We start from the raw sequence: 21,341 nt of genomic DNA on the forward strand, positions 1-21,341 counted from the left end.
CCATGAGCAAGCCATTCAAACGCCTGCTGATCACCGGCGCCGCCGGGCGCCTGGGTAGCGTGCTGCGCAAGCACCTGGCGCAATTCGCTGACGAGCTGCGCCTGACCGACATCGCCGACCTGGGCCATGCTGCGCCCCATGAACAACTGGTGCGCTGCGACCTGGGCAATTTCGACGACGTGCTGCCGCTGACCGAGGGTGTCGATGCCATCGTGCATGCCGGTGGCGTGCCGGTGGAGGACACCTTCGACAAGATCCTCAACGGCAACATCGTCGGCACCTACAACATCTATGAAGCCGCCCGGCGCAACGGCGTCAAGCGCGTGGTGTACACCAGTTCCAACCACGCCATCGGCTTCTACGATCGCACCGAGACCATTGACGCTACCGCCGCGCATCGCCCCGACAGTCTTTATGGCCTCAGCAAATGTTTTGCCGAGGACCTGGGCCGCTATTACTGGGACAAGTTCGCCATCGAATCGGTCAACCTGCGCATCGGCTCGTCGTTCCCCGAGCCGCTGGACCGGCGCATGCTCGCCACCTGGCTGTCGTTCGACGACTTCGCCCAGCTCACCGAGCGCTCACTGCTGGCGCCGCGGGTTGGCCACATGATCGTGTACGGCATGTCGAACAACCGCGAAAGCCTGTGGGACAACCGTCTGGCCTCGTCCATCGGCTACGTGCCGAAAGACAGCGCCGATGACTATCGCGAGAAGGTGCTTGCCGAGCATCCGCCGCTCAAGCCTGACGAGCCAGCCGCACGCTACCACGGCGGCAACTTCGCCGGTGCCGGGCATTTCGAAGATCCGAAATGACCTGTTCCGGCCCTCTCGCTGGCTTGCCGGCGAGAGGGCCGGAACAGGGCCATCTGCATGTGTGATCAGCGCAACATCAGAAGAGAGCTCACTCCATGGCTTCCACCGCTAAACAACAGAATTATGATGTGGTGATCGTCGGCGGCGCAGTCAACGGCAGCGCTACCGCCTACTTCCTGGCCAACAACCCGGACTTCAAAGGTTCGGTACTGGTCATCGAGCGCGACTGGACCTACAACAAATCGGCCACCGCACTGTCGAGCAGTTCGATTCGCCAGCAGTTCTCCAATCCGATCAACATCGAAATCTCCAAATTCGGCGCCGAGTTCGTGCGCAGCTTCCCGGATGTGATGGAAGTGGAAGGCGATCGCCCGGACCTGGCCTTTCACGAAAACGGCTACCTGTTCCTCGGTGACGACAAGGGTTATGAGGTGCTTCGCCGCCTGCACGATACCCAGGTATCCCACGGCGCCGATGTCCATCTGCTCGACCCCGAACAGCTCAAGCGCAAATTCCCCTGGGTGAATATCGACAGCCTCGCAGGCGCCAGCTACGGCCAGAGCGGCGAAGGCTGGTTCGACAGCCTGGGCATGCTCAACGGCTTCCGTCGCAAGGCGCGTTCGATGGGTATCGAGTACATCGAGAACCAAGTGGTCGGTATCCAGCGTGAAGGCGATCGCATCACTGGCGTGCAACTGGCCAGCGGCGAGCGCATTGGCTGCGGCCTGTTGGTCAACTGTGCCGGTACCCGCGGCACCCAGGTCGCGCGCATGGCCGGCCTGGACATTCCGGTCGAGCCACGCCGTCGTTCACTGTTCGTGTTCGATTGCCGTACGCCGCTGGAAGGTACCGTGCCGCTGACCATCGACCCGACCGGGGTGTTCTTCCGCCCGGAGGGCAAGTTCTATCTGGGCGGCACCTATCCAAAAAACGACCCGGAAGTGGACTTCGAGGACTTCGAGGTGCTGCACGCCGAGTTTGACGAAGAAGTCTGGCCGATCCTCGCCGAGCGCGTGCCGGCATTCGAAGGCATCAAGGTCGTCAACTACTGGGCCGGGCACTACGACTTCTGCGTGCTCGACCACAATGCCATCGTCGGTCCGCACAACGAGGTCGGCAATTTCCTGTTCTGCAACGGCTTCAGCGGCCACGGCCTGCAGCAGGCACCGGCCATCGGCCGCGGGCTGTCCGAGCTGATCACCTATGGTGCCTACCGCTCGCTCGACCTGGGCGCGCTGAGCTACCAGCGGGTAATCGACAACAAGCCGTTCCTGGAAGATTCGGTCATCTGATCGCAGCGCCTGAGGGAGAACAACAATGAGCAACTCCGAAGTAAAGCGCAGTGGCGGCCAGGTGCTGGTCGATGCCTTGCGCGTGAATGGTGTCGAGCGCGCCTTCTGCGTGCCTGGCGAAAGCTACCTGGCGGTGCTCGATGCGCTGCATGACGTACAGGATGAAATCGACCTGATCGTCTGCCGCCAGGAAGGTGGCGCCGCCTACATGGCCGAGGCCTATGGCAAGCTGACCGGCAAGCCGGGTATCTGCTTCGTCACCCGTGGCCCGGGTGCGACCAACGCCTCGGTGGGCGTGCACACAGCGTTCCAGGACTCCACGCCGATGCTGCTGTTCATCGGCCAGGTGGCTCGCGACCAGATCGAGCGCGAGGCTTTCCAGGAGGTGGACTACCGCCGCATGTTCGGCCAGATGGCCAAGTGGGTGGTGCAGATCGACGACGCCACACGCATCCCCGAACTGGTCAATCAGGCTTTCCAGCGTGCCATCAGTGGCCGCCCCGGCCCGGTGGTGATCGCCTTGCCGGAAGACATGCTGACTGACCTGGTGCAGGTGGCCGATGCTCGCCCGGCCAAGCGCGTCGAGGCAGCGCCGGCACCGGAAGCCTTGGGGGAGCTGCAGCAGTTGCTGGCCAAGGCCGAGCGGCCCTTGGTGGTGGTTGGCGGCGGGGGCTGGACGGCCGAGGCAGTGGCCGACCTGAAACGGTTCGTGCACACCCAGAACCTGCCGCTGGCGGCCTCATTCCGTTGCCAGGATCTGTTCGACAACACCGACTCGCACTACGCCGGTGACCTGGGTCTGGCGGCCGGCCCAGTGCTGGTAGAGGCGGTCAAGCAGTCCGACCTGCTGATCGTGGTCGGTGCCCGGCTGGGTGAGATGACGACCGGCGGCTACGCCTTGGTTGACATCCCCACACCCAAGCAGGCCTTGGTGCACGTGCATGCCAGCGCTGAGGAAATCGGCCGGGTCTACCAGCCGACCCTGGGCATCAATGCAGGCCCGGGCAGCTTCCTGCGTCAGGCCAATATCCTCGGTCCGGTGCGCCCGGACGCGTTCGCCGACTGGGTCGCCAGCCTCAACAGTGGCTACCGGGGCAACTTCGAAAACCCGCGTTCGCCGGGCGACGTGCAGATGAGCGAAGTGATTGCTTGGCTGAACAAAACCCTGCCAGCCGACAGCATTCTCACCTGCGGGGCTGGCAACTACACTGGCTGGGTGCACCGTGGTTACCAGCACCAGGTGTTCCGTACGCTGCTGGGCCCAACCAACGGCTCGATGGGCTATGGAGTGCCCGCAGCGGTGGCCGCCAAACTGACCTGCCCGCAACGCACCGTGGTGGCCTTCGCTGGTGACGGCTGCTTCCTGATGAACGGCCAGGAGCTGGCCACAGCGGTGCACTACGACGCTCGGCTGATCACCATCGTCGTCAACAACGGCATGTACGGCACCATCCGCATGCACCAGGAGCGCAGCTACCCAGGGCGGGTTTCCGGCACCGAACTGCACAACCCGGACTTCGCGGCACTTGCACGCGCCTACGGGCTGCACGGTGAGACGGTTACCCGCACCGAAGACTTCGCCGCCGCCTTCGAGCGCTGCCAGGCCTCGGGCAAGCCGGCGCTGATCGAGATCCAGGTCGATCCCGAGGCCCTGACGCCGCGCATGACCCTCAGCCAGATCCGCGACAAGGCCTTGCAGGCCCAGCGCTGATTCGCCTCAGGTGGGGCGCGGTCCGGCCCCACCTTTTTCTTTCTTCGAACGAGCCAATCGACATGAACCTTGCCGATCGTGATCTGCTGCGTGAAGTTTGCTATATCGACGGAAAATGGCTGGCTGCCGACAGTGGCCAGCGCATTGCGGTGACCAACCCCGCCAGCGGCGAGGTCATCGGCTATGTACCCCGCATGGGCGCCGATGAAACCCGCCGCGCCATCGCCGCTGCCGAACGCGCCTTGCCGGCCTGGCGTGCCCTCACCGCCAAGGAGCGCGCCGCCCGGCTGCAGGCGTGGTTCCGCGAAATCCTCACCCATCAGGAAGACCTGGCACGCATCATGACGGCCGAGCAGGGCAAGCCATTGGCCGAGTCCCGTGGCGAGATTGCCTTTGCGGCAGCCTATGTGGAGTTTTACGCCGAGGAGGGCAAGCGTATCTACGGCGATGTCATTCCTTCGCCGAGCGCTGATCGCCGGCTGATCGTGACCAAGGAGCCGATCGGAGTGTGCGCGGCGATCACACCCTGGAATTTCCCTGCGGCGATGATTACCCGCAAGGCAGCGCCTGCCTTGGCCGCAGGCTGCACGCTGGTACTCAAGCCTGCTTCGCAAACCCCCTTCAGCGCGTTGGCACTCTGTGTGCTGGCTGAGCGCGCCGGTATCCCTGCCGGCGTGCTCAGCGTGGTAACCGGCGATTCGGCGGCGATTGGCGGTGAGCTGACGGCCAGCCCGGTGGTGCGCAAGTTGTCGTTCACCGGCTCCACGCCGATTGGTATCCAGCTGTTGCAACAGTCAGCGGCGACGGTGAAAAAAGTGACCATGGAGCTCGGTGGCAATGCGCCTTTCATCGTGTTCGACGATGCCGACCTGGAAAAGGCCGTGGAGGGCGCGTTGATCGCCAAGTTCCGTAACAGCGGCCAGACCTGCGTCTGCGCCAACCGTTTCTACATCCAGGAAGGTATCTATGAGCGCTTTGTCGCGCGCTTTGCCGAGCGCGTGCGCGAACTGGTGGTGGGGCAGGGCGATGCGCCTGGCACCCAGGTAGGGCCGATGATCGACGGGCGTGCTGCCAGTGGCGTCGAGCGCCTGGTGGGCGACGCGGTGGAGGCGGGCGCGCGGGTGGTGGTCGGTGGGCGCAGGCATGCGCTGGGCGAGGCCTTCTTCGAGCCGACCTTGCTCGCCGATGTGACGCCGGACATGCGCGTGGCACGCGAGGAAATCTTCGGCCCGGTGGCGCCGATCTTCCGCTTCAGCAGTGAAGAGGAGGTTATTGCCCATGCCAACGATACCGAGTTCGGGCTGGCCTGCTACCTGTATGCACGGGATGTCGGGCGGATCTGGCGAGTATCCGAGGCGCTGGAGTACGGCATGGTCGGGGTCAACGTCGGCGTGGTGGCGACCGAGGTGGCCCCGTTTGGCGGGGTGAAGGCATCAGGGCTGGGCAGGGAAGGGGCGCGCTACGGGATCGAGGATTACCTTGAAATCAAGTATGTGTGCCTGGGGTTGTGAGGCCCTGCTGAACCCCTGATGTGACCTGCACCGGTCTCTTCGCGGGCTCGCCCGCAAAGAGACCGGTCTATCACTCAGGCCTTGCTGTCGAGCAACCGCTGATACCGCGACAGGCTCTCTTCAAGGTGCTTGCGCAGCGCCGTGCGCGCACTGGCGACATCCCCCATGCTGATCGCCGACAGGATCGCGCCGTGCTCGCGGGCGATCTTCTTGATGTGTGCCTGGCGGTTCTTGCCAGTGACCTGGCCATGCTTGAGGTTGAGGTCGAGGATGATGTCCGGCCCAAGCGCTTCCAGCAGTTGCGTGAAGTGGGGGTTGTTGGTGGCGCGCGCAATCGCCAGGTGGAATTCGAAGTCGGCCTTGGCTTCTTCCTCCTGCGTTGCGCCGTCCAGTGAGTTGAAGCGGTCGAATGCTTCGGTAATCGCCGCCATGCTGGCCGGGCTGCGGCGCTCGGCGGCACGGGCCACCGATTCGGCTTCGATGCCCAGGCGCAGTTCAAGTATTTGTGCGGCGGCGCGCACGTCATCAACCACGCTGTCGATGGCAAAACCGATGCGTTTCACATCCTGCTCGACCACGAACACACCCACGCCCTGGCGAGCGATAAGGCGCCCGCCCAGGCGCAGCGAGGCCACCGCCTCACGAATGACCGGGCGGCTGACGTTGAACTCCTTGCACAGCTCCTGTTCGGACGGCAGCTTGTCGCCCGGGCCGTAGGTGCCGTTGTCGATCCGGCTGGAAAGTTCCTGGATTACGGTTTCCGCCAGGTTGGCGCGGCGCGTGCCTAACGACGCATTCATAGAAAAGTTGCTCCTGAAACTGGTTGGCTCATCACGGTGGGTTCTCCGGCAGGTTGCGCGCAGCCCTGATGCCCCTTGCGGCGGGATCCGTAGCCAACCAGCGGTGATGTTGTAGGCATATGTTATCAAACATCTGATCTGTAGGAGCGGGCTTACCCCTTGAACCGTCCTGCACATGTGCCGGTAAAAATATTTGACCACGGCTTCAGCATACACCCATTGACAGTTGCCTGCTGACTGTTATCTTACAAGTGCGATGGCGTTCCGGCCAATTCGCATGCGGTAAGCGATGTCGAGGTTCGTCCAATCACTACTGGGAGCTGAGCATGAATAACAACAAGGGAGGGCGTGCAGCCCTCGCGACCGCGGTAACATTGCTGATGGCCATGGGGACGGCAAACGCAGCAGACAGTGAAACCGTCAGGATCGGCTTCGCCGGCCCCCTGACAGGCCCTTCGGCGCACCAGGGACAGGACGTCGAACATGGGATTCAGATTGCCATTGAGGAGGCCAACCAGCAGCAGCTGAAACTTGGTGACAAGGTTGCCAACTTCAAGCTGGTTTCCGAAGACGACGTTGCCGACCCGCGCACCGGCACTGCGGTGGCGCAGCGCTTGGTGGACTCGAAAGTGGCTGTAGTGATCGGGCATTACAACTCCGGTACCAGCATCCCCGCCTCGAAGATCTACGCGGCCGCTGGCATCCCGCAAATCTCGCCGTCGGCCACCAACCCCACCTTGACCCAGCAGGGGATTCCTTCGGTGTTCCGTACTGTGAACGACGATGCGACCCTTGGCCGCTACGCCGGCAACTACCTGGTCAGTCAGCTCAAGGCCCAGCGCATCGCCATCTTCGATGACCGTACCGCCTATGGCCAGGGCCTGGCCGACGAGGTAACCAAAGCGGTCAAGGCGGCGGGCGGCAACGTGGTCGTGCGCGAGTACACCAACGACAAGTCCACCGACTTCAACGCCATTCTCACCACGGCCAAGGCGCAGAAGGCCGATGCGGTGTTCTTCGCCGCACTCGACTACCAGGCTGCGCCCATGGCCAGGCAAATGAAGAACCTGGGCCTGAAGGCGCGCTTCATGAACATCGGCAACCTGCCCAACGACTCGTTCAAGCAGATGGCCGGCAGCGCTGCCGAGGGCACCTATGCCTGGAACTACGGCATGCCGCTGCTGGAGATGCCCAAAGGGGCAGCCTTCGAGCAGAAGCTCAAGGACAAGTTCGGCGTGGGTGTGGTGCAGTCGTCACCAGCAGCCTACGACGCGACCTGGGCTGCGATCAATGCCATGGTCAAAGCCGGCTCCGACGACCCCAAGGTGTACCTGCCGGTGCTCAAGAGCCAGAGCTATGACGGCGTCACCGGCACCATCGCCTTCGATGACAAGGGCAACCTCAAAAACCCTGCGGCAACCGTATTCCAGTTCGCTGACGGCGGCTGGAAGACCCTGTCGGTCGAGCGTGACTGAGCTGTACCGCCAATAACAAGCGGGCGCCTGCCCGCCGTATAACAAGAAGACATTTCCTACCTGCCAGGCCTGTCGGTCGCGCGGCGGTGTGCTGCCGCGCGACGACATCAATGCAGCTTCGAGGATTCAGCTCGTGGACGGTAACTTCGATATTTTGTTGCAACAGGTGCTCAACGGCCTGGTGCTGGGCAGCATCTATGCCCTGGTAGCGCTGGGCTACACCATGGTCTACGGCATCATTGGCCTGATCAATTTCGCCCATGGCGAAGTGGTGATGGTTGGCGCCATGGTGACCATTTCGGTACTGACGATGCTTGCCGGCGCAGGCTTTGCCCCCGGCATCATCACCTTGCTGCTGGCGATCATGGCTGCTGTGGTGGTGTGCATGCTGCTGGCCCAGGGCATGGAAAAGTACGCCTACCGGCCCTTGCGCAAGGCCCCGCGGCTGACCCCGCTGATTCTTGCCATCGGCATTTCCATCGCCTTGCAGAACCTGGCAATGATGATCTGGGGGCGTGGCTACAAGACCTTCCCCGAAGTGGTCGAGACCCAGCCGGTGGACGTTTTTGGCGCCACCATCACCAACGTGCAGCTGTCGATCATGCTGATCGCGGTGGTAATCATGCTTGGCCTGTGGCTGCTGGTGGACAAGACTCGCCTGGGCAAGGCCATGCGTGCCACCGCGCAGAACCAGGAAGTGGCCGGGCTGATGGGCATCAATATCAACCGGGTGATCAGCGCCACGTTCCTGATCGGTGCCAGCCTGGGCGCGATCGCCGGGGTAATGCGCGCGGTCAACTACGGCCAGGCTGACGCCTACATGGGCCTGCTGCTGGGTCTTAAGGCCTTCTCGGCGGCAGTGCTCGGCGGCATCGGGAACCTGTTCGGGGCCATGGCTGGCGGCTTGCTGCTGGGGCTGATCGAATCGTTGGCCGCGGGTTATACCGGGCAGATAACAGGCGGTTTCCTGGGTGCCAACTACCAAGACATCTTTGCCTTTGCGGTGCTGATTCTGGTGCTGTTGTTCCGCCCCAACGGCCTGCTTGGCGAACGCCAGGCCGACCGGGCGTAAGGAGGCAGCCATGAAAAACCTAAAGAGCCAGTACTTGCTGCTGATCCTCGGCTTCATCGCCTTGCCGTTTCTGGTCGAGGCCATCCCCATGCTCGGGCCGACCTGGGTACGCATCCTGGGCTTTGCCATGCTCTACGTGCTGTTGGCGCTGGGCCTGAATATCGTCATCGGCTACGCTGGCCTGCTCGACATGGGCTACATCGGCTTCTACGCCATCGGCGCCTACCTGTACGCCTTGCTTGCCTCGCCGCACCTGCACATGGCCGGCCTGGTCGACGGTGTGCTGGACTGGCCGGTGTGGGTCATCATCCCGCTGGCGGCGGTCGCCGCGGCCATTTGCGGAGTGCTGATCGGTGCACCGGTGCTCAAGCTGCGCGGTGATTACCTGGCGATTGTCACCCTGGGCTTCGGCGAGATCATCCGCATCTTCATGAACAACCTGGACCAGCCGGTGAACCTCACCAACGGCCCGCAGGGCATCAGCAACATCGCCCCCCTGCACGTCGACTTCGGGCCATGGGCGCATGCGTCCGGGGCAGGTACAACGCCAGTGGTGTCGTTGCAGCAAGGCTGGAGCCTGTTCGGCCTGCAAGTGTCGCCCGTGATCAGCTACTACCTGTTTTTCCTGTTCATCGTCATCCTCTGCATCGTCTTGTCCAAGCGTCTGGAGGTCTCGCGCATCGGTCGCGCCTGGATGGCCCTGCGCGAAGACGAAGTGGCCGCCGAGGCCATGGGCTTGAACAAGCGCAACCTCAAGCTGCTGGCCTTTGCCATGGGTGCCACCTTCGGTGGCGTGTCCGGCGTGCTGTTCTCCAGCTACCAGGGCTTTGTCAGCCCCGAATCGTTCACCCTGATGGAGTCGATCATGGTCCTGGCCATGGTGGTACTCGGTGGTATGGGCTCGATCCGTGGCGTGGTGTTGGGCGCGCTGATCCTCTCGGTCATGCCCGAACTGTTCCGCGACCTGGTCAACTGGGTCCAGCCGTGGGTGATGGACAACGTCACTTTCATCAGCCGCGACATCCTGCGCAACGTGCTGGACGCTTCGACGCTGCGCATGCTGGTGTTCGGCCTGGCGCTGATCCTGGTCATGCGTTTCCGTCCTGAAGGCCTGTGGCCGTCCGACCGCCGTCGTGCCGAGTTGCACGATGGCGACCCCGAGCTGGAGGCGGCGCCTGCAGCGCTCACCACCGCAGTGCATGCTCCAGCCAGCGAAGCATCCTTCGAACTCCCGATAAAAGAGGCGGACAAGGCATGAGCGACATCCTTCTCGAACTGCATCAGGTCAGTAAGTTCTTCGGTGGCCTGCAGGCCCTGCACGGCATCGACCTGAGCATCCGCCGTGGTGAGATCCGTGGTCTGCTGGGCCCCAACGGCGCCGGCAAGACCACCCTGTTCAACGTGCTCACCGGGCTGTATCGGGCCGAGCAGGGGCGGGTGATGTTCGACGGCAAGCCACTGCGCATCAGCAAGCCGCACAAGGTGGTGGAGGCGGGCATTTCCCGCACCTTCCAGAACATCCGCCTGTTCCACAACATGACCGCCTTGGAAAACGTGATGATCGGTCGCCATGTGCGCACCCGCAGCGGCGTGTTTGGCGCGATTTTGCGCACGCCGGCCTGTGTACGTGAAGAACGGGAGATCCGTCAGGCCGCGCGCTACTGGCTGAACTACGTCGGTATCGGGCACCTGGCCGGCGAGCTGGCCAAAAGCCTGTCCTATGGCGACCAGCGCCGCCTGGAAATCGCCCGGGCGCTGGCTACCGAACCCAAGCTGATCGCCCTCGACGAGCCGGCGGCTGGCATGAACGCTTCGGAAACCGAAGGCTTGCGCCAGTTGATGTGCAAGATGCAGGCGGACGGCAAAACGGTGTTGCTGATCGAGCACGATGTGAAGCTGGTGATGGGGCTGTGCGACCACATCACCGTGCTGGAGTTTGGTCGCAAGATCGCCGACGGCCTACCGGCCGACGTGCGCAAGGACCCACGAGTGATCGAGGCTTATCTCGGCGCGGAGGCAGTGGCATGAAGAACATTCTGCAAGTGAGCAACCTTCAGGTCAGCTATGGCGCCATCCAGGCTATCAAGGGCATCGACCTGACAGTGGGCGAGGGCGAGATGGTAGCGCTGATCGGCGCCAATGGCGCGGGTAAGACCACCACCTTGAAAACCCTGGCCGGGTTGCTGAAGCCCAGCGCCGGCAGCATCACCTTCGACGGCAAGGCGCACGCGGCGATCAAGGGGCACGACCTGATCCGTGAAGGGTTGGCGCTGGTCCCGGAAGGACGCGGCATCTTCCCCAAGCTGACGGTGCACGAAAACCTCGAGATGGGCGCTTTCAGCCGACGCGACGGCAAGGACGCCATTGCCGCTGACATCGAGCACATGTACGGCATCTTCCCGCGCCTGAAAGAGCGCGCCTTCCAGCTGGCCGGCACTATGTCGGGCGGCGAGCAGCAGATGCTGGCCATCTCCCGTGCGCTGATGGGGCGGCCCAAGCTGCTGCTGCTGGACGAACCGTCCATGGGCCTGGCACCGATCATCGTGCAGAAGATTTTCGAAACCATCGTCGAGGTGGTCAAGGGTGGGGTGACGCTGCTGCTGGTCGAGCAGAATGCCCGGCTAGCGTTGCAAACCTGCCAGCGTGCCTATGTGATCGACGGTGGTCGCATCAGCCTGGAAGGGTGTGCCAAAGCCCTGCTGCATGACGATCAGGTGAAGAAGGCTTACCTGGGCGAATGATCCAGTCACCATGACAAGAGGGCCTGGGGCTGCTGCGCAGCCCTGGCAATTTCAAGTGTGCGGCACGCTGTGAGGCGCTGCCCCGCCCGCATATTCCGGCTTCAGATGCCCCTGCGCATCCAGCAGGTACGCATCCATCACCTCACGCACCACCGGTCCGGCCACTCGGCCGCCGGCCTCACCGTTTTCGATCATCACCGCCACCACCACGCTCGGGTGGTCCGCTGGGGCAAAGCCGACGAACAAGGCGTTGTCACGGTGGCGTTCCAGCGTCTTGTCGCGGTTATAACGCTCGCCCTGCTTGATCGCCACCACCTGCGCGGTGCCGCTCTTTCCGGCAATCCGGTATTGCGCACCGGCCGCCGCCGCACGGGCAATGCCGCGCGGGTCGTGCATGACCATCTGCATGCCCTGGCTGACCTGGTCCCACGCATGTTTGTCGTGCAGCACGATGTCGGGCATCGGGTGGGGGTCGATCGGCGCATCGCCACCTACGGTCATGGCCAGGTGCGGGCGGTGCCACACGCCTTTGCTCGCCAGCAGGCTGGTGGCCTGTGCCAGCTGCAGGGGGGTGACTTGCATGTAACCCTGGCCAATGCCAAGGATCAGCGTCTCGCCTGGGAACCACGCCTGGCGCCGGGTGGCACGCTTCCACTCGGCCGAAGGCATCAGCCCGGAAGCCTCCTCGAACATGTCCAGTGACACCTTCTGGCCCAGGCCGAACTCGGCCATGTAGTCATGCAGGCGGTCGATGCCCAGCTTGTGCGCCAGGTCGTAGAAGTAGGTGTCGTTGGAGCGCATGATGGCCGTGTACATGTCCACCCAGCCGTCGCCGCTACGGTTCCAGTTACGGTATTTGTGCGCATAGTTGGGCAGTTCGTAGTAGCCCGGGTCGAATACCCGGCTACCTGGGGTGATCACGCCACTGTCGAGCCCGGCGATGGCCACTTCCGGTTTTACCGTCGAGCCGGGCGCGTACAGGCCGCGCAGTACGCGGTTGAACAGCGGACGGTCGATGGAGTCGCGCAGCGCGGCGTACTGCTTGAAGCTGATACCCTTGACGAACAGGTTGGGGTCGAAGCTGGGGTTGCTGACCATCGCCAGGACGTCGCCATTGGCCGGGTCCAGCACCACCACCGAGCCGCGACGGTCGCCCAGGGCCTTCTCTGCAGCCACCTGCAGGTGGGCGTCCAGGGTCAGGACAATGTCCTGCCCCGGGGTCGGGTCCTTATGGTTGAGCACGCGCATCACCCGGCCCTGGGCGTTGGTTTCGACTTCTTCGTAGCCCACATGACCATGCAGCTGGCTTTCGTAGAAGTGTTCGATACCGGTCTTGCCGATTGACTGCGTGCCCCGGTATTCGGTGCTGTCGAGGACCTTGGCTTCTTTTTCGTTGATGCGCCCCACGTAACCCACCGAGTGGGCGAAATGCTCGGCCATCGGGTACTCGCGGATGAACTGCGGCTCCACCTCCAGGCCCGGCAGGCGGAACTGGTTGACCGCCACCAAGGCGATTTGCTCTTCAGTCAGGCCCACCATCAGGGTCACCGGCTCGAACGGCTTGCGACCACGGCGCAGGTCCTTGTCGAACTGCTTGCGGTCGTCCTCGCTCAGGCCAAGCACCTGCGTCAGGGTGTCGAGTACCTTGGCCGAGTCGCCGCCGGCCCGCTCGCGGGTCATGGTCAGGTCGAAGCTGGGCTTGTTGTCGGCCAGCACCACGCCGTTGCGGTCGTAGATCAGCCCGCGTTCTGGGGCGATGGGTAGCACGTGCACGCGGTTGTTTTCCGACACGGCGGTCTGCTGGTCGTGCTGCAGCACTTGCAGCACATAGAGCCGGCCCACCAGCACGGCACACAGGCTGAACACCAGGGCGGCGCAGGCCAGAAGCCGGCGGTTGACCAGGTGTTTTTCCTTTTCGTGGTCCTTGAGAGGGATAGGTTGCGGCATCAGGGGCTCTTTTCGACGGGTTTCGCGATGACCGTGCGGGCGCGCGAACGGGCGGGGGATGCTACGCAACACATCCCGTAGCCTCAAGCCGAGCGCCCAGTGGTGGTGGCCTGGCATGGGCTGTGCACCCCGTGATCAGGGCGCTGTGGTGGATCATGAAGATTTGTTCATGGCCGGGCGCTGAAAGTGCATGGGTCGCCAGCCTGAGCCGAGAGGGGCGTCTTCGCATTCGCCAACTTACAAGCCATGCGACTTCCATTGGCCAACCCGAACAGATCAGCAGCAACGCCCCGGCTTGCGCTAAGATGCCCGCTCCTGTTTCTGGAAACTGCCTGGATGAGCAAGCCCGGTCAAATGGTGTTGGTCGCGTTGCGCAAGATGATCGCCTCGGGCGAACTGGCGGCCGGCGAGCGCCTGATGGAAGTTCCCACCGCCGAGCTGTTCGGGGTCTCGCGCATGCCCGTGCGAATGGCGTTTCGTACCCTCGAGCAGGAAGGCCTGCTGGTGCGTTTTGGTGGCAGGGGCTTTCAGGTGCGTTCGGTCAGCGCCGATGACATCGCGGGTGCGGTCGAAGTGCGCGGCGTACTGGAAGGCCTGGCTGCACGCCAGGCTGCGGAACGTGGTTTGTCCGCACAGGCACGCACGGCGCTGCAACAGTGCCTGGTCGATGGCGACGAACTGTTCGACAAGGGCTTCGTCACCGAAGAAGACCTGCAGGCCTACCACGACCTCAACATGCGCTTTCACCACGTGATCATCGAAGCCAGCCACAACCCGGCCATCGCCGTAGCGCTGGCGCGCAACGATCACCTGCCATTCGCTTCGGTCACTGCACTGGCGGTGGACCGCCATGACCTGGTCCGTGAATACCGGCGCTTCAACTTCGCCCATATGCAGCACCACGCGGTGTTCGATGCCCTGATCAACCGCCAGGGTGCCCGCGCCGAAGCGATCATGCGCGAGCACGCCAATGCCACCCTGCGTTACGCTGAAACCTTCGGCGGCGCAGTGCCAGACGCGGGCATGAAGGTCATCCTGCCGGCTTCGTAAGCCGGCTCAGATATCCAGCACCAGCAACGGCGTCTTCGACCGGGAGCAGCAGGGCGTGAACTGATCGTTCAAGGCCTGCTCCTGCTCGGTCAGGAACAGGTCGCGATGGTCTGGTGTACCCTGCAACACGCCGGTCAGGCAGGTGCCGCATATACCTTGCTCGCACGACATGGCGATCTCGATACCGTTCTGTTCCAGCACCTGAACCACGGTCTGGTCGGCCCCCACCTCGAATACCTGCCCGGTACTGCTGACCTGCACCGAGAAGCTACCGTCGTTGCGTGCATCCACTGGCGCCGCAGCAAAGTGCTCGCGGTGCAGGTTGGCCTCTTGCCAACCCAGCTCCTTGGCGCTGCCCAGCACATGCTGCATGAACCCGGCTGGCCCGCATACATACAGGTGCACATCACCGTGCGGGCTGCCCAGTACCTGGGCGATGTCCAGCGCGGTTTCCGGCTGCTCGTCAAAATGCACGAACAGCCGATCGGCAAACGGCGCGCTGCGCATCCGCTCGACAAACGCCGCACGCTCGCTGGAGCGGGCGCAGTAATGCAGCTCGAAGTCAAGGCCGCCGTGGCTCAGCTGTTCAGCCATGCACAGGATCGGGGTAATGCCGATGCCCCCGGCAAACAGCACGCTGCGCCGCGCGGCCTCGGCCAGCGGGAACAGGTTGCGCGGCGCACTGATCCGCAGCCGCGCGCCGGCCTGCACCCGCTCGTGCAGGCTGCGTGAGCCGCCACGCGACGCCGGGTCGTTGAGTACGCCAATCAGGTAGCGGTGGCGTTCTTCAGGGGGGTTGCACAGCGAATACTGGCGCACCAACCCGTCGGGCAGGTGCACGTCGATGTGTGCGCCAGCGCTGAACGCCGGTAGCTGGCTGCCGTCCGCTGCCGCCAGCTCGAAACTGCAGATGCCCTGCGCTTCATCGTTTCGGGATACCACTACGGCATCGATCATGTTGGCAGTTCCTCAGGCAGGGGTGGCGCTGGTGGCGATCAGTTGCGGCTGCGGTGCGCGCTCTTTGGCGATGATCCGCTCCAGCACCTTGCGCGATTGCACGCCGCCGGCGTCGATGTTCAGCTTCAGCAGGTTGCGCTCGGGGTTGGCCAGCAGGTTCTGTTGCTGGCGTTCGAGCATCTCCAGGTCTTCGCTGAAAATCTTGCCCTGGCCCTCGCGGATGTTGTCGGTGAGGGTCTGGTCGTGTGCTGCAAAATTGCGCGCCATGCCCCAGAAGTACCAGATCGAGGTGTCGCTTTCCGGGGTGATGAAGTCGACCACGATGCTCGACGCCTTGTGCTGCGCGTCGGCGTGGTAGCCACCCTTGCCGGCATGCGCCACGCCCACTTCGATCAGCACATGGCTGGGTGGGGTGAAGCGGCATATCTGCCAGCGGTCCACCGGCACATCATCGGCCAGACCGTTGCCACGCAACGCCATGCGCCAGAACGGCGGGGCCATGATGTTCTCCATGTACCGGGCGGTAACCACTTCGTCGCCGGTAACGGTGGTGACTGGCGGTGCTTCGTCGATTTCCTTCTGGCCAATGCTGGACGCGTGCACATAGGTTTCGTGGGTCAGGTCCATCAGGTTGTCGATCATCAGGCGATAATCGCAACCGATGTGGAACAGCCCGCCGCCGTAGGCCCACTCATCATTCACCGCCCATTCCAGGTGTGGGATCAACGCCGGGTCGGCCTGCGCCGCGTCGCCGGGCCACACCCAGATGAAGCCATAGCGCTCGACCGCAGCGAAGGTCTTGTTGCAAGGAAAGCCCCGTACCCGCTGGCCCGGCATCGACACCGTCTTGCCATCGCAACCCATGACCAGACCGTGGTAGCCACAGACCAGGTTGCCGTCTTCGACATAGCCCAGCGACAACGGCGCGCCACGGTGTGGGCAAAAGTCCTCCACGGCCGCTACGCGATTATCGTGGCTGCGGAAGAACACGATCTTTTCGCCGCAGATCTGCCGGCCCAGAGGCTTGGTGGCGATCTCGTCGGGGGTGCAGGCGACGTACCAGGTATTTTTGGGGTACATGGGGAGGCTCTCCGGGTTTTGTTTTTATTTAATGGATCCATTAGAGCCATGGTGAAAAGACAAGGTCAACATCATTTGTCCATGTTTTGTGAGCTTTGTGCGATTATCGAACTCGCCATGGATCCATTGTCGTGAAATCCACCCCGTAGCGCTTCGGCTGTGCCTTCCACTTCGCTGCGTGCCCGGCAACGACAGTCCGCAGAACGCCAGCGACCTGGGCGATCATGTGCGCATGAGCAAAATCAGATAAACGTTCAGGTGTGCTTGCCCTGACCTGCTATTGCTTAAGGGATCCCCAACCCACCAAGGCCCCTTGATGCTGGCCATCGAAAACCTCCACAAATCCTTCCCCACCCCCCTAGGCCCGCTGCCGGTGTTGCAAGGTGTCGACCTGTGCTTGCCACGCGGCAGCAGCCTGGCCCTGATGGGCGAGTCGGGCAGTGGCAAAAGCACCCTGCTGCACCTGATAGCGGGGCTGGACCGTGCCGACAGCGGCCGCATCATGGTCGATGGGGTTGCCCTCGACAGCCGCTCGGAGGCGTCGCTGGCACAGTGGCGGCGGCAGGGCATTGGCCTGGTGTTTCAGCAGTACAACCTGATCAGCAGCCTGGACGTGGGGAGCAACCTGGCATTTCAGGCCAGGCTGGCCAACCGGCACGACCCCGCCTGGGTCGCTTATCTGGCCCAACGCCTGGGCCTGGCGCAGCTGCTAGCGCATTACCCGGAGCAACTGTCAGGTGGCCAGCAGCAACGTGTCGCCATCGGCCGGGCATTGGCCGGGCGCCCGGCCTGGTTAATGGCCGACGAACCCACCGGCAGCCTCGATGAAGCCAGCAGTGATGAAGTGTTGAGCCTGTTGCTGCAACTGGTCGCCGAAGCCGGCAGCGGTGTGCTGATGGTGACTCACAGCCCTCGGCTGGCGGCGCGCTTGCAGCAGCGTTGCTACCTGCGCGCCGGCCGTGTGCAAGCCGGGAAGGGCTGATGAGGCTGTTGTCGCTGGCGGTGTTGGCGCTGCTCAGCCACTGGCGGCGGCATCGTGTGCAGTGCTTCAGCATTTTTACCGGCCTGTGGTTGGCCACGGCGCTGTGGAGCGGTGTGCAGGCACTGAACAGCCAGGCACGCAGCGACTACGCTCGGGCCAGCGCGGTGCTGGCAGGGCCGCTGCAGGCGCAATTGCTGCCGCGTCATGGCGAGCGCTTTGACCAGGCGCTGTACGTGCAACTGCGCAGTCAGGGCTGGGCGGTGACGCCGGTGCTGGAAGGGCGGTTGCGCCTGCCTGGTGAGCCCACTCGCAGTGTGCAATTGATCGGCATCGAGCCGTTGAGCCTGCCACCGGCCAGCAGCGTTGCCGGCGTGCAGCCACAGGCATTCGACCTGCAGGCGTTCATCGGCATGCCCGGGCAAGCCTGGGTTGGGCCAGACACCTTGCGGCAGTTGAACATGAACGCTGGGCAGGTGGCACGCGACCGCGAAGGGCACTCGCTGCCACCGTTGATCCTGCAACCTGAACTGGCGCCCGGAGTGATCGTGGTCGATATCGGCCACGCGCAGGCGTTGCTGCAGGCACCTCGGCAGTTGTCGCGTCTTTTATTGGCAGGCAACGCTGGGCCGTTGCCTGCCGATATCGCGCCTTACCTTGAACTGCAACCCCGGCAAGACGACGGCGGTTTGCAGCGCCTGACCGACAGCTTTCACCTCAACCTGACTGCCCTTGGCCTGTTGGCGTTCGTCGTCGGCCTGTTCATCACCCATGCCGCGATCGGCCTGGCGCTGGAGCAGCGGCGGGGGCTGATTCGCAACCTGCGCGCCTGCGGTGTCAGCTTGAACACCCTGCTGTGTGCCTTGGCGCTGGAGCTTGGGTTGTTCGCCGTGCTGGGCGGATTGGCCGGGGTGGCCAGTGGCTACGGCTTGGCGGCCTGGTTGCTGCCCGATGTGTCCGCCAGCTTGCGCGGCCTGTACGGCGCGCAGGTCGCGGGCACCTTGAGCCTGCCCGTGGGGTGGTGGCTGGCGGGGTTGCTGGTGAGCGTGACGGGGGCATTGCTGGCAGGGGTAGGCAGCGTATTGCGTGCGGCCCGTTTACCGTTACTGGCGCTGGCACAGCCTCAGGCCTGGCGAGCGGCGCAGGGGCCATGGCTGAAACGTCAGGCATCAGCTGCGGGCCTGTTGCTGTTGCTGGCCTTGGGCTGTGGCGTGCTCGGCGACAGCCTGCCAAACGCCTTCGCCATGCTGGCTGCGCTGTTGTTGGCGGCGGCGCTGTTGTTGCCAGCGTTGCTCGACCGGGTACTGGCCGGGCTGGCGCGCCTTTGCCGTCGGCCATTGGCGCAATGGTTCGTCGCCGACAGCCGTCAGCAGCTACCCGCCCTGAGCCTGGCGCTGATGGCCTTGTTGCTGGCATTGGCCGCCAGCGTTGGCGTGGGCAGCATGACCGAGGGTTTTCGCAAAACCTTTGTTGGCTGGCTTGACCAGCGCCTGTCCGCCGACCTGTACCTGACCCCACGCGATACTGACCAGGGTTTGCAGATGGCCGAGTGGCTTGGGCAGCAACCTGCGGTCAGCGCGGTGCTGCCTGGCTGGCGTGGCGAAATACAGCTGCAAGGCTGGCCGGTGCAGGCCCAGGGCATCGTCGATAACCCGGTCTATCGAACCCGCTGGCCGTTGCTGGAACAACAGCCTCGCGCCTGGGCACTACTGGCCAGCGGGCAGGCGGTGATGCTCAGTGAGCAACTGGCCAGGCGATTGAAACTGCGACTGGGCGACAGCCTTGCGTTGCCAGCACCGCAGTCGCCAGCCCTGACTGTCGTGGGTATCTACGCCGACTACGGCAACCCCAAAGGGCATGTGCTGGTCAATGCCCGCTGGCTGCGTGAGCATTGGCCAGACGCAACCCTGGCAGGGTTGAGCGTGGACCTGCTTACTGACGATGGGCAAGCCATCAAGGCCGAGTTGCAACGGCGCTTCAACCTGGACGACAGCCGCGTGGTCGAGCAGGCACGGCTGAAACGCTGGTCGACCGATGTGTTCAACCGTACGTTTGCCGCCACTGCCGCGCTCAACAGCCTGACCCTGGGCGTCGCCGGTGTGGCGCTGTTCATCAACCTGCTGACCCTTGGCCAGGCCCGGCTGAGCCAGCTGGCGCCGCTGTGGGCATTGGGCGTGCGGCGCGCACGGCTGGTCTGGCTGAGCCTGGGCCAGGCACTCATGCTCAGTGGCCTCACCGTGCTGCTGGCGATCCCGTTGGGGCTGCTGCTGGCCTGGTGCCTGGTCGCGGTGGTGAACGTGCAGGCGTTTGGCTGGCGCTTGCCGCTCTACGTGTTCCCCTCGCAATTGCTGCAATTGGCCCTGCTGGGCCTGCTAACCAGCCTGCTGGCCAGTGCCTGGCCGCTGTGGCAGTTGGCGCGTCGCCAGCCGCGCGAACTGTTGAGGCCGTTTGCCGATGAAACCTAATGCCTGGCTGTTGCTCTGCGGGATACTGTGCGGGTGTGATCAGCCGGCACCGCAGAGCTATGCGGGGCTTGGGCAGCAGGCGAGCGGGTTCAGCCAGGTGAGCCGCGAGCATCGCCTGGTATTCCCTCGCGACCACGGCGCCCACGATGGCTTCCGCATCGAGTGGTGGTACATCACTGCCAACCTCAAGGACGCCCAAGGGCGTGACTGGGGCGCGCAGTGGACGCTGTTTCGCTCAGCCTTGCGCCCCGGTCCGGAAACCGGCGACTGGAACAGCCCGAACCTGTGGATGGGGCACGCGGCGTTGACTGGCCCGGGCGGCCATCAATCGGCTGAAACCCTGGCGCGTGGCGGTATCGGCCAGGCCGGGGTGCAGGCCGAGCCCTTTCGGGCGTGGATCAATGGCTGGTCGCTGCAGGGCGCGGACACTGTCGACAACCTGCAAATGACCGCGGATGGTGAGGGTTTCCGCTACCGCCTCCACCTCCACAGCGAGTGGCCGCTGGTGCTGCATGGGGCGCAGGGCTACAGCGAGAAGTCTGGCAAGGGGCAGGCTTCGTATTATTACAGCCAGCCTTTCTATCAGGTACAGGGTGATGTTCAGCGCGGCAGCCAGTGTATCGCGGTCAGCGGCCAGGCCTGGCTGGACCGGGAATGGAGCAGCCAACCGTTGGCAGCCGGTCAGACAGGCTGGGACTGGTTCTCGCTGCACTTGGACAGTGGCGCCAAACTGATGCTGTTTCAGGTGCGTGAGGCGCAGGGGGAGGCCTATCGCGCCGGGACCTGGGTTGGGCCGCTGGGTGAGGTGGTTGCGTTGCACGGCGCACAGATCCAGCTGCAGGCGCTGGCCTGGGCAAGGCAGGGCAACGGTAAGCGCGTACCGGTGCGCTGGCGGGTGCAGGTGCCGGGGCATGGGGTGGATGTGCAGGCCGAGGCCGTGGAGCCGCAGGCGTGGATGCAGACACGGTTCCCGTATTGGGAGGGGCCGGTGCGCTTGAGCGGGAGTTCGGGTGGGCGCGGGTATCTGGAGATGACCGGTTACTAGCACCCGGTGTTCTGATCAGGACGCCCGTCTGGTGGCTCCGGGGTCCCGGCCCGTCGCCCGGTCGCCGCGGTGACTGTAAAGATATGCAAAGTTTCCCCGTGCCATCATCCCGCACCTCTAGAATCCGCCCGCTGCCGCACCGGTCAACGGCGGGCAGCAGATCTAGCCTTGTGGAGCGTTCCAATGAAGTCGAAACACCTTTTCCGCGCAGCCCTGGTTGCGGCGCTGGTATCCGCCTTGTCGGGTTGCTGGATGTTCATGCCGCCGGGTGGTGGCGGTGGTCACGGTGGGGGCCACGGTGGTGGTGGCGGTGGCTTTGGCGGCCATCAGGGCGGCGGCCCGCGCTAAGCTGCCCCCGCGATGGAACGCACTGCCTCGGCTGGGTGGCAACAGCACGCCCG

At 63.9% G+C, this 21,341-nt stretch carries 18 protein-coding genes; 14 read left to right on the plus strand and 4 right to left on the minus strand.

Going from position 1 to position 21,341, the window contains the following annotated elements; genetic code table 11:
- Positions 1–2: 2 nt before the first annotated feature.
- The 4 genes from OO258_RS09500 to OO258_RS09515 all read left to right on the plus strand — a co-directional run bounded on the left by OO258_RS09500 (position 3) and on the right by OO258_RS09515 (position 5,329).
- The gene (locus tag OO258_RS09500; RefSeq protein WP_266030022.1) at positions 3–815 is read left to right on the plus strand and encodes an NAD-dependent epimerase/dehydratase family protein; all 813 of its coding nucleotides are present in this window, start codon (positions 3–5) and stop codon (positions 813–815) included.
- A 95-nt stretch (positions 816–910) separates the two neighbouring features.
- Positions 911–2,107 (plus strand): NAD(P)/FAD-dependent oxidoreductase, encoded by a 1,197-nt coding sequence (locus OO258_RS09505; RefSeq protein ID WP_266030024.1) that lies wholly within the window; start codon positions 911–913, stop codon positions 2,105–2,107.
- Between the two features lie 25 nt (positions 2,108–2,132).
- A complete protein-coding gene (locus tag OO258_RS09510; protein ID WP_266030025.1) occupies positions 2,133–3,818 on the plus strand; it encodes a thiamine pyrophosphate-binding protein in 1,686 nt (561 codons plus the stop codon).
- Positions 3,819–3,880: 62 nt separating this feature from the next.
- The gene (locus OO258_RS09515; protein WP_266030026.1) at positions 3,881–5,329 is read left to right on the plus strand and encodes an NAD-dependent succinate-semialdehyde dehydrogenase; all 1,449 of its coding nucleotides are present in this window, start codon (positions 3,881–3,883) and stop codon (positions 5,327–5,329) included.
- Between the two features lie 74 nt (positions 5,330–5,403).
- On the opposite strand, the gene OO258_RS09520 is transcribed toward OO258_RS09515, so the two are convergent.
- Entirely contained in the window at positions 5,404–6,129 is a 726-nt protein-coding gene (locus tag OO258_RS09520) for a FadR/GntR family transcriptional regulator (RefSeq protein WP_110744229.1), read from the minus strand.
- 326 nt (positions 6,130–6,455) lie between these two features.
- Between OO258_RS09520 and OO258_RS09525 the strand changes: the two genes are divergently transcribed.
- The 5 genes from OO258_RS09525 to OO258_RS09545 all read left to right on the plus strand — a co-directional run bounded on the left by OO258_RS09525 (position 6,456) and on the right by OO258_RS09545 (position 11,417).
- Positions 6,456–7,604, plus strand: coding sequence for a branched-chain amino acid ABC transporter substrate-binding protein (locus OO258_RS09525; RefSeq protein ID WP_266030030.1), 1,149 nt, complete (start codon positions 6,456–6,458; stop codon positions 7,602–7,604).
- Between the two features lie 133 nt (positions 7,605–7,737).
- Positions 7,738–8,676, plus strand: coding sequence for a branched-chain amino acid ABC transporter permease (locus tag OO258_RS09530; RefSeq protein WP_108481449.1), 939 nt, complete (start codon positions 7,738–7,740; stop codon positions 8,674–8,676).
- 10 nt (positions 8,677–8,686) lie between these two features.
- A complete protein-coding gene (locus OO258_RS09535) occupies positions 8,687–9,934 on the plus strand; it encodes an ABC transporter permease subunit (protein ID WP_110744228.1) in 1,248 nt (415 codons plus the stop codon).
- Positions 9,931–10,704: an ABC transporter ATP-binding protein gene (locus OO258_RS09540; RefSeq protein ID WP_105948506.1), complete on the plus strand. Its 774-nt coding sequence runs from the start codon at positions 9,931–9,933 to the stop codon at positions 10,702–10,704. Before OO258_RS09535 ends, OO258_RS09540 begins: the two co-directional genes overlap by 4 nt.
- Positions 10,701–11,417, plus strand: a complete 717-nt coding sequence (locus tag OO258_RS09545) for an ABC transporter ATP-binding protein (RefSeq protein ID WP_346648644.1) — start codon at positions 10,701–10,703, stop codon at positions 11,415–11,417. The genes OO258_RS09540 and OO258_RS09545 overlap by 4 nt, the downstream gene beginning before the upstream one ends.
- Before the next feature lie 51 nt (positions 11,418–11,468).
- On the opposite strand, the gene mrdA is transcribed toward OO258_RS09545, so the two are convergent.
- Complete coding sequence (gene mrdA / locus OO258_RS09550) at positions 11,469–13,364, minus strand: penicillin-binding protein 2 (RefSeq protein WP_266030038.1); 1,896 nt, start codon at positions 13,362–13,364, stop codon at positions 11,469–11,471.
- A 336-nt stretch (positions 13,365–13,700) separates the two neighbouring features.
- Between mrdA and OO258_RS09555 the strand changes: the two genes are divergently transcribed.
- A complete protein-coding gene (locus tag OO258_RS09555; protein ID WP_110744225.1) occupies positions 13,701–14,414 on the plus strand; it encodes a GntR family transcriptional regulator in 714 nt (237 codons plus the stop codon).
- A 6-nt stretch (positions 14,415–14,420) separates the two neighbouring features.
- Here OO258_RS09555 and OO258_RS09560 read toward each other — a convergent pair whose 3' ends face one another.
- On the minus strand, positions 14,421–15,371 hold the full coding sequence (locus tag OO258_RS09560) for a PDR/VanB family oxidoreductase (protein ID WP_266030040.1): 951 nt from the start codon (positions 15,369–15,371) through the stop codon (positions 14,421–14,423).
- Positions 15,372–15,383: 12 nt separating this feature from the next.
- Positions 15,384–16,451 carry an aromatic ring-hydroxylating oxygenase subunit alpha gene (locus OO258_RS09565; protein WP_266030042.1) on the minus strand — a complete coding sequence of 356 codons (1,068 nt, stop codon included), beginning with the start codon at positions 16,449–16,451 and terminating at the stop codon, positions 15,384–15,386.
- A 316-nt stretch (positions 16,452–16,767) separates the two neighbouring features.
- Between OO258_RS09565 and OO258_RS09570 the strand changes: the two genes are divergently transcribed.
- From OO258_RS09570 to OO258_RS09585, 4 genes are all read left to right on the plus strand, one after another.
- Positions 16,768–17,433 carry an ABC transporter ATP-binding protein gene (locus OO258_RS09570; RefSeq protein ID WP_266030043.1) on the plus strand — a complete coding sequence of 222 codons (666 nt, stop codon included), beginning with the start codon at positions 16,768–16,770 and terminating at the stop codon, positions 17,431–17,433.
- Complete coding sequence (locus tag OO258_RS09575) at positions 17,433–19,895, plus strand: ABC transporter permease (protein WP_266030044.1); 2,463 nt, start codon at positions 17,433–17,435, stop codon at positions 19,893–19,895. The genes OO258_RS09570 and OO258_RS09575 overlap by 1 nt, the downstream gene beginning before the upstream one ends.
- On the plus strand, positions 19,885–20,940 hold the full coding sequence (locus OO258_RS09580; RefSeq protein WP_266030046.1) for a lipocalin-like domain-containing protein: 1,056 nt from the start codon (positions 19,885–19,887) through the stop codon (positions 20,938–20,940). The genes OO258_RS09575 and OO258_RS09580 overlap by 11 nt, the downstream gene beginning before the upstream one ends.
- A 183-nt stretch (positions 20,941–21,123) precedes the next feature.
- The gene (locus tag OO258_RS09585) at positions 21,124–21,288 is read left to right on the plus strand and encodes a hypothetical protein (RefSeq protein WP_266030047.1); all 165 of its coding nucleotides are present in this window, start codon (positions 21,124–21,126) and stop codon (positions 21,286–21,288) included.
- Positions 21,289–21,341 lie beyond the last annotated feature (53 nt).

It is taken from the genome of Pseudomonas sp. DCB_BI, assembly GCF_026240995.1.
Classification (GTDB): domain Bacteria; phylum Pseudomonadota; class Gammaproteobacteria; order Pseudomonadales; family Pseudomonadaceae; genus Aquipseudomonas.

Coding starts and splice junctions, on each gene's coding strand:
- OO258_RS09500 (WP_266030022.1), top strand. CDS start 3: ATGAGCAAGCCATTCAAACGCCTGCTGATCACCGGCGCCGCCGGGCGC.
- OO258_RS09505 (WP_266030024.1), top strand. CDS start 911: ATGGCTTCCACCGCTAAACAACAGAATTATGATGTGGTGATCGTCGGC.
- OO258_RS09510 (WP_266030025.1), top strand. CDS start 2,133: ATGAGCAACTCCGAAGTAAAGCGCAGTGGCGGCCAGGTGCTGGTCGAT.
- OO258_RS09515 (WP_266030026.1), top strand. CDS start 3,881: ATGAACCTTGCCGATCGTGATCTGCTGCGTGAAGTTTGCTATATCGAC.
- OO258_RS09520 (WP_110744229.1), bottom strand. CDS start 6,129: ATGAATGCGTCGTTAGGCACGCGCCGCGCCAACCTGGCGGAAACCGTA.
- OO258_RS09525 (WP_266030030.1), top strand. CDS start 6,456: ATGAATAACAACAAGGGAGGGCGTGCAGCCCTCGCGACCGCGGTAACA.
- OO258_RS09535 (WP_110744228.1), top strand. CDS start 8,687: ATGAAAAACCTAAAGAGCCAGTACTTGCTGCTGATCCTCGGCTTCATC.
- OO258_RS09540 (WP_105948506.1), top strand. CDS start 9,931: ATGAGCGACATCCTTCTCGAACTGCATCAGGTCAGTAAGTTCTTCGGT.
- OO258_RS09545 (WP_346648644.1), top strand. CDS start 10,701: ATGAAGAACATTCTGCAAGTGAGCAACCTTCAGGTCAGCTATGGCGCC.
- mrdA (WP_266030038.1), bottom strand. CDS start 13,364: ATGCCGCAACCTATCCCTCTCAAGGACCACGAAAAGGAAAAACACCTG.
- OO258_RS09555 (WP_110744225.1), top strand. CDS start 13,701: ATGAGCAAGCCCGGTCAAATGGTGTTGGTCGCGTTGCGCAAGATGATC.
- OO258_RS09560 (WP_266030040.1), bottom strand. CDS start 15,371: ATGATCGATGCCGTAGTGGTATCCCGAAACGATGAAGCGCAGGGCATC.
- OO258_RS09565 (WP_266030042.1), bottom strand. CDS start 16,451: ATGTACCCCAAAAATACCTGGTACGTCGCCTGCACCCCCGACGAGATC.
- OO258_RS09570 (WP_266030043.1), top strand. CDS start 16,768: ATGCTGGCCATCGAAAACCTCCACAAATCCTTCCCCACCCCCCTAGGC.
- OO258_RS09575 (WP_266030044.1), top strand. CDS start 17,433: ATGAGGCTGTTGTCGCTGGCGGTGTTGGCGCTGCTCAGCCACTGGCGG.
- OO258_RS09580 (WP_266030046.1), top strand. CDS start 19,885: ATGAAACCTAATGCCTGGCTGTTGCTCTGCGGGATACTGTGCGGGTGT.
- OO258_RS09585 (WP_266030047.1), top strand. CDS start 21,124: ATGAAGTCGAAACACCTTTTCCGCGCAGCCCTGGTTGCGGCGCTGGTA.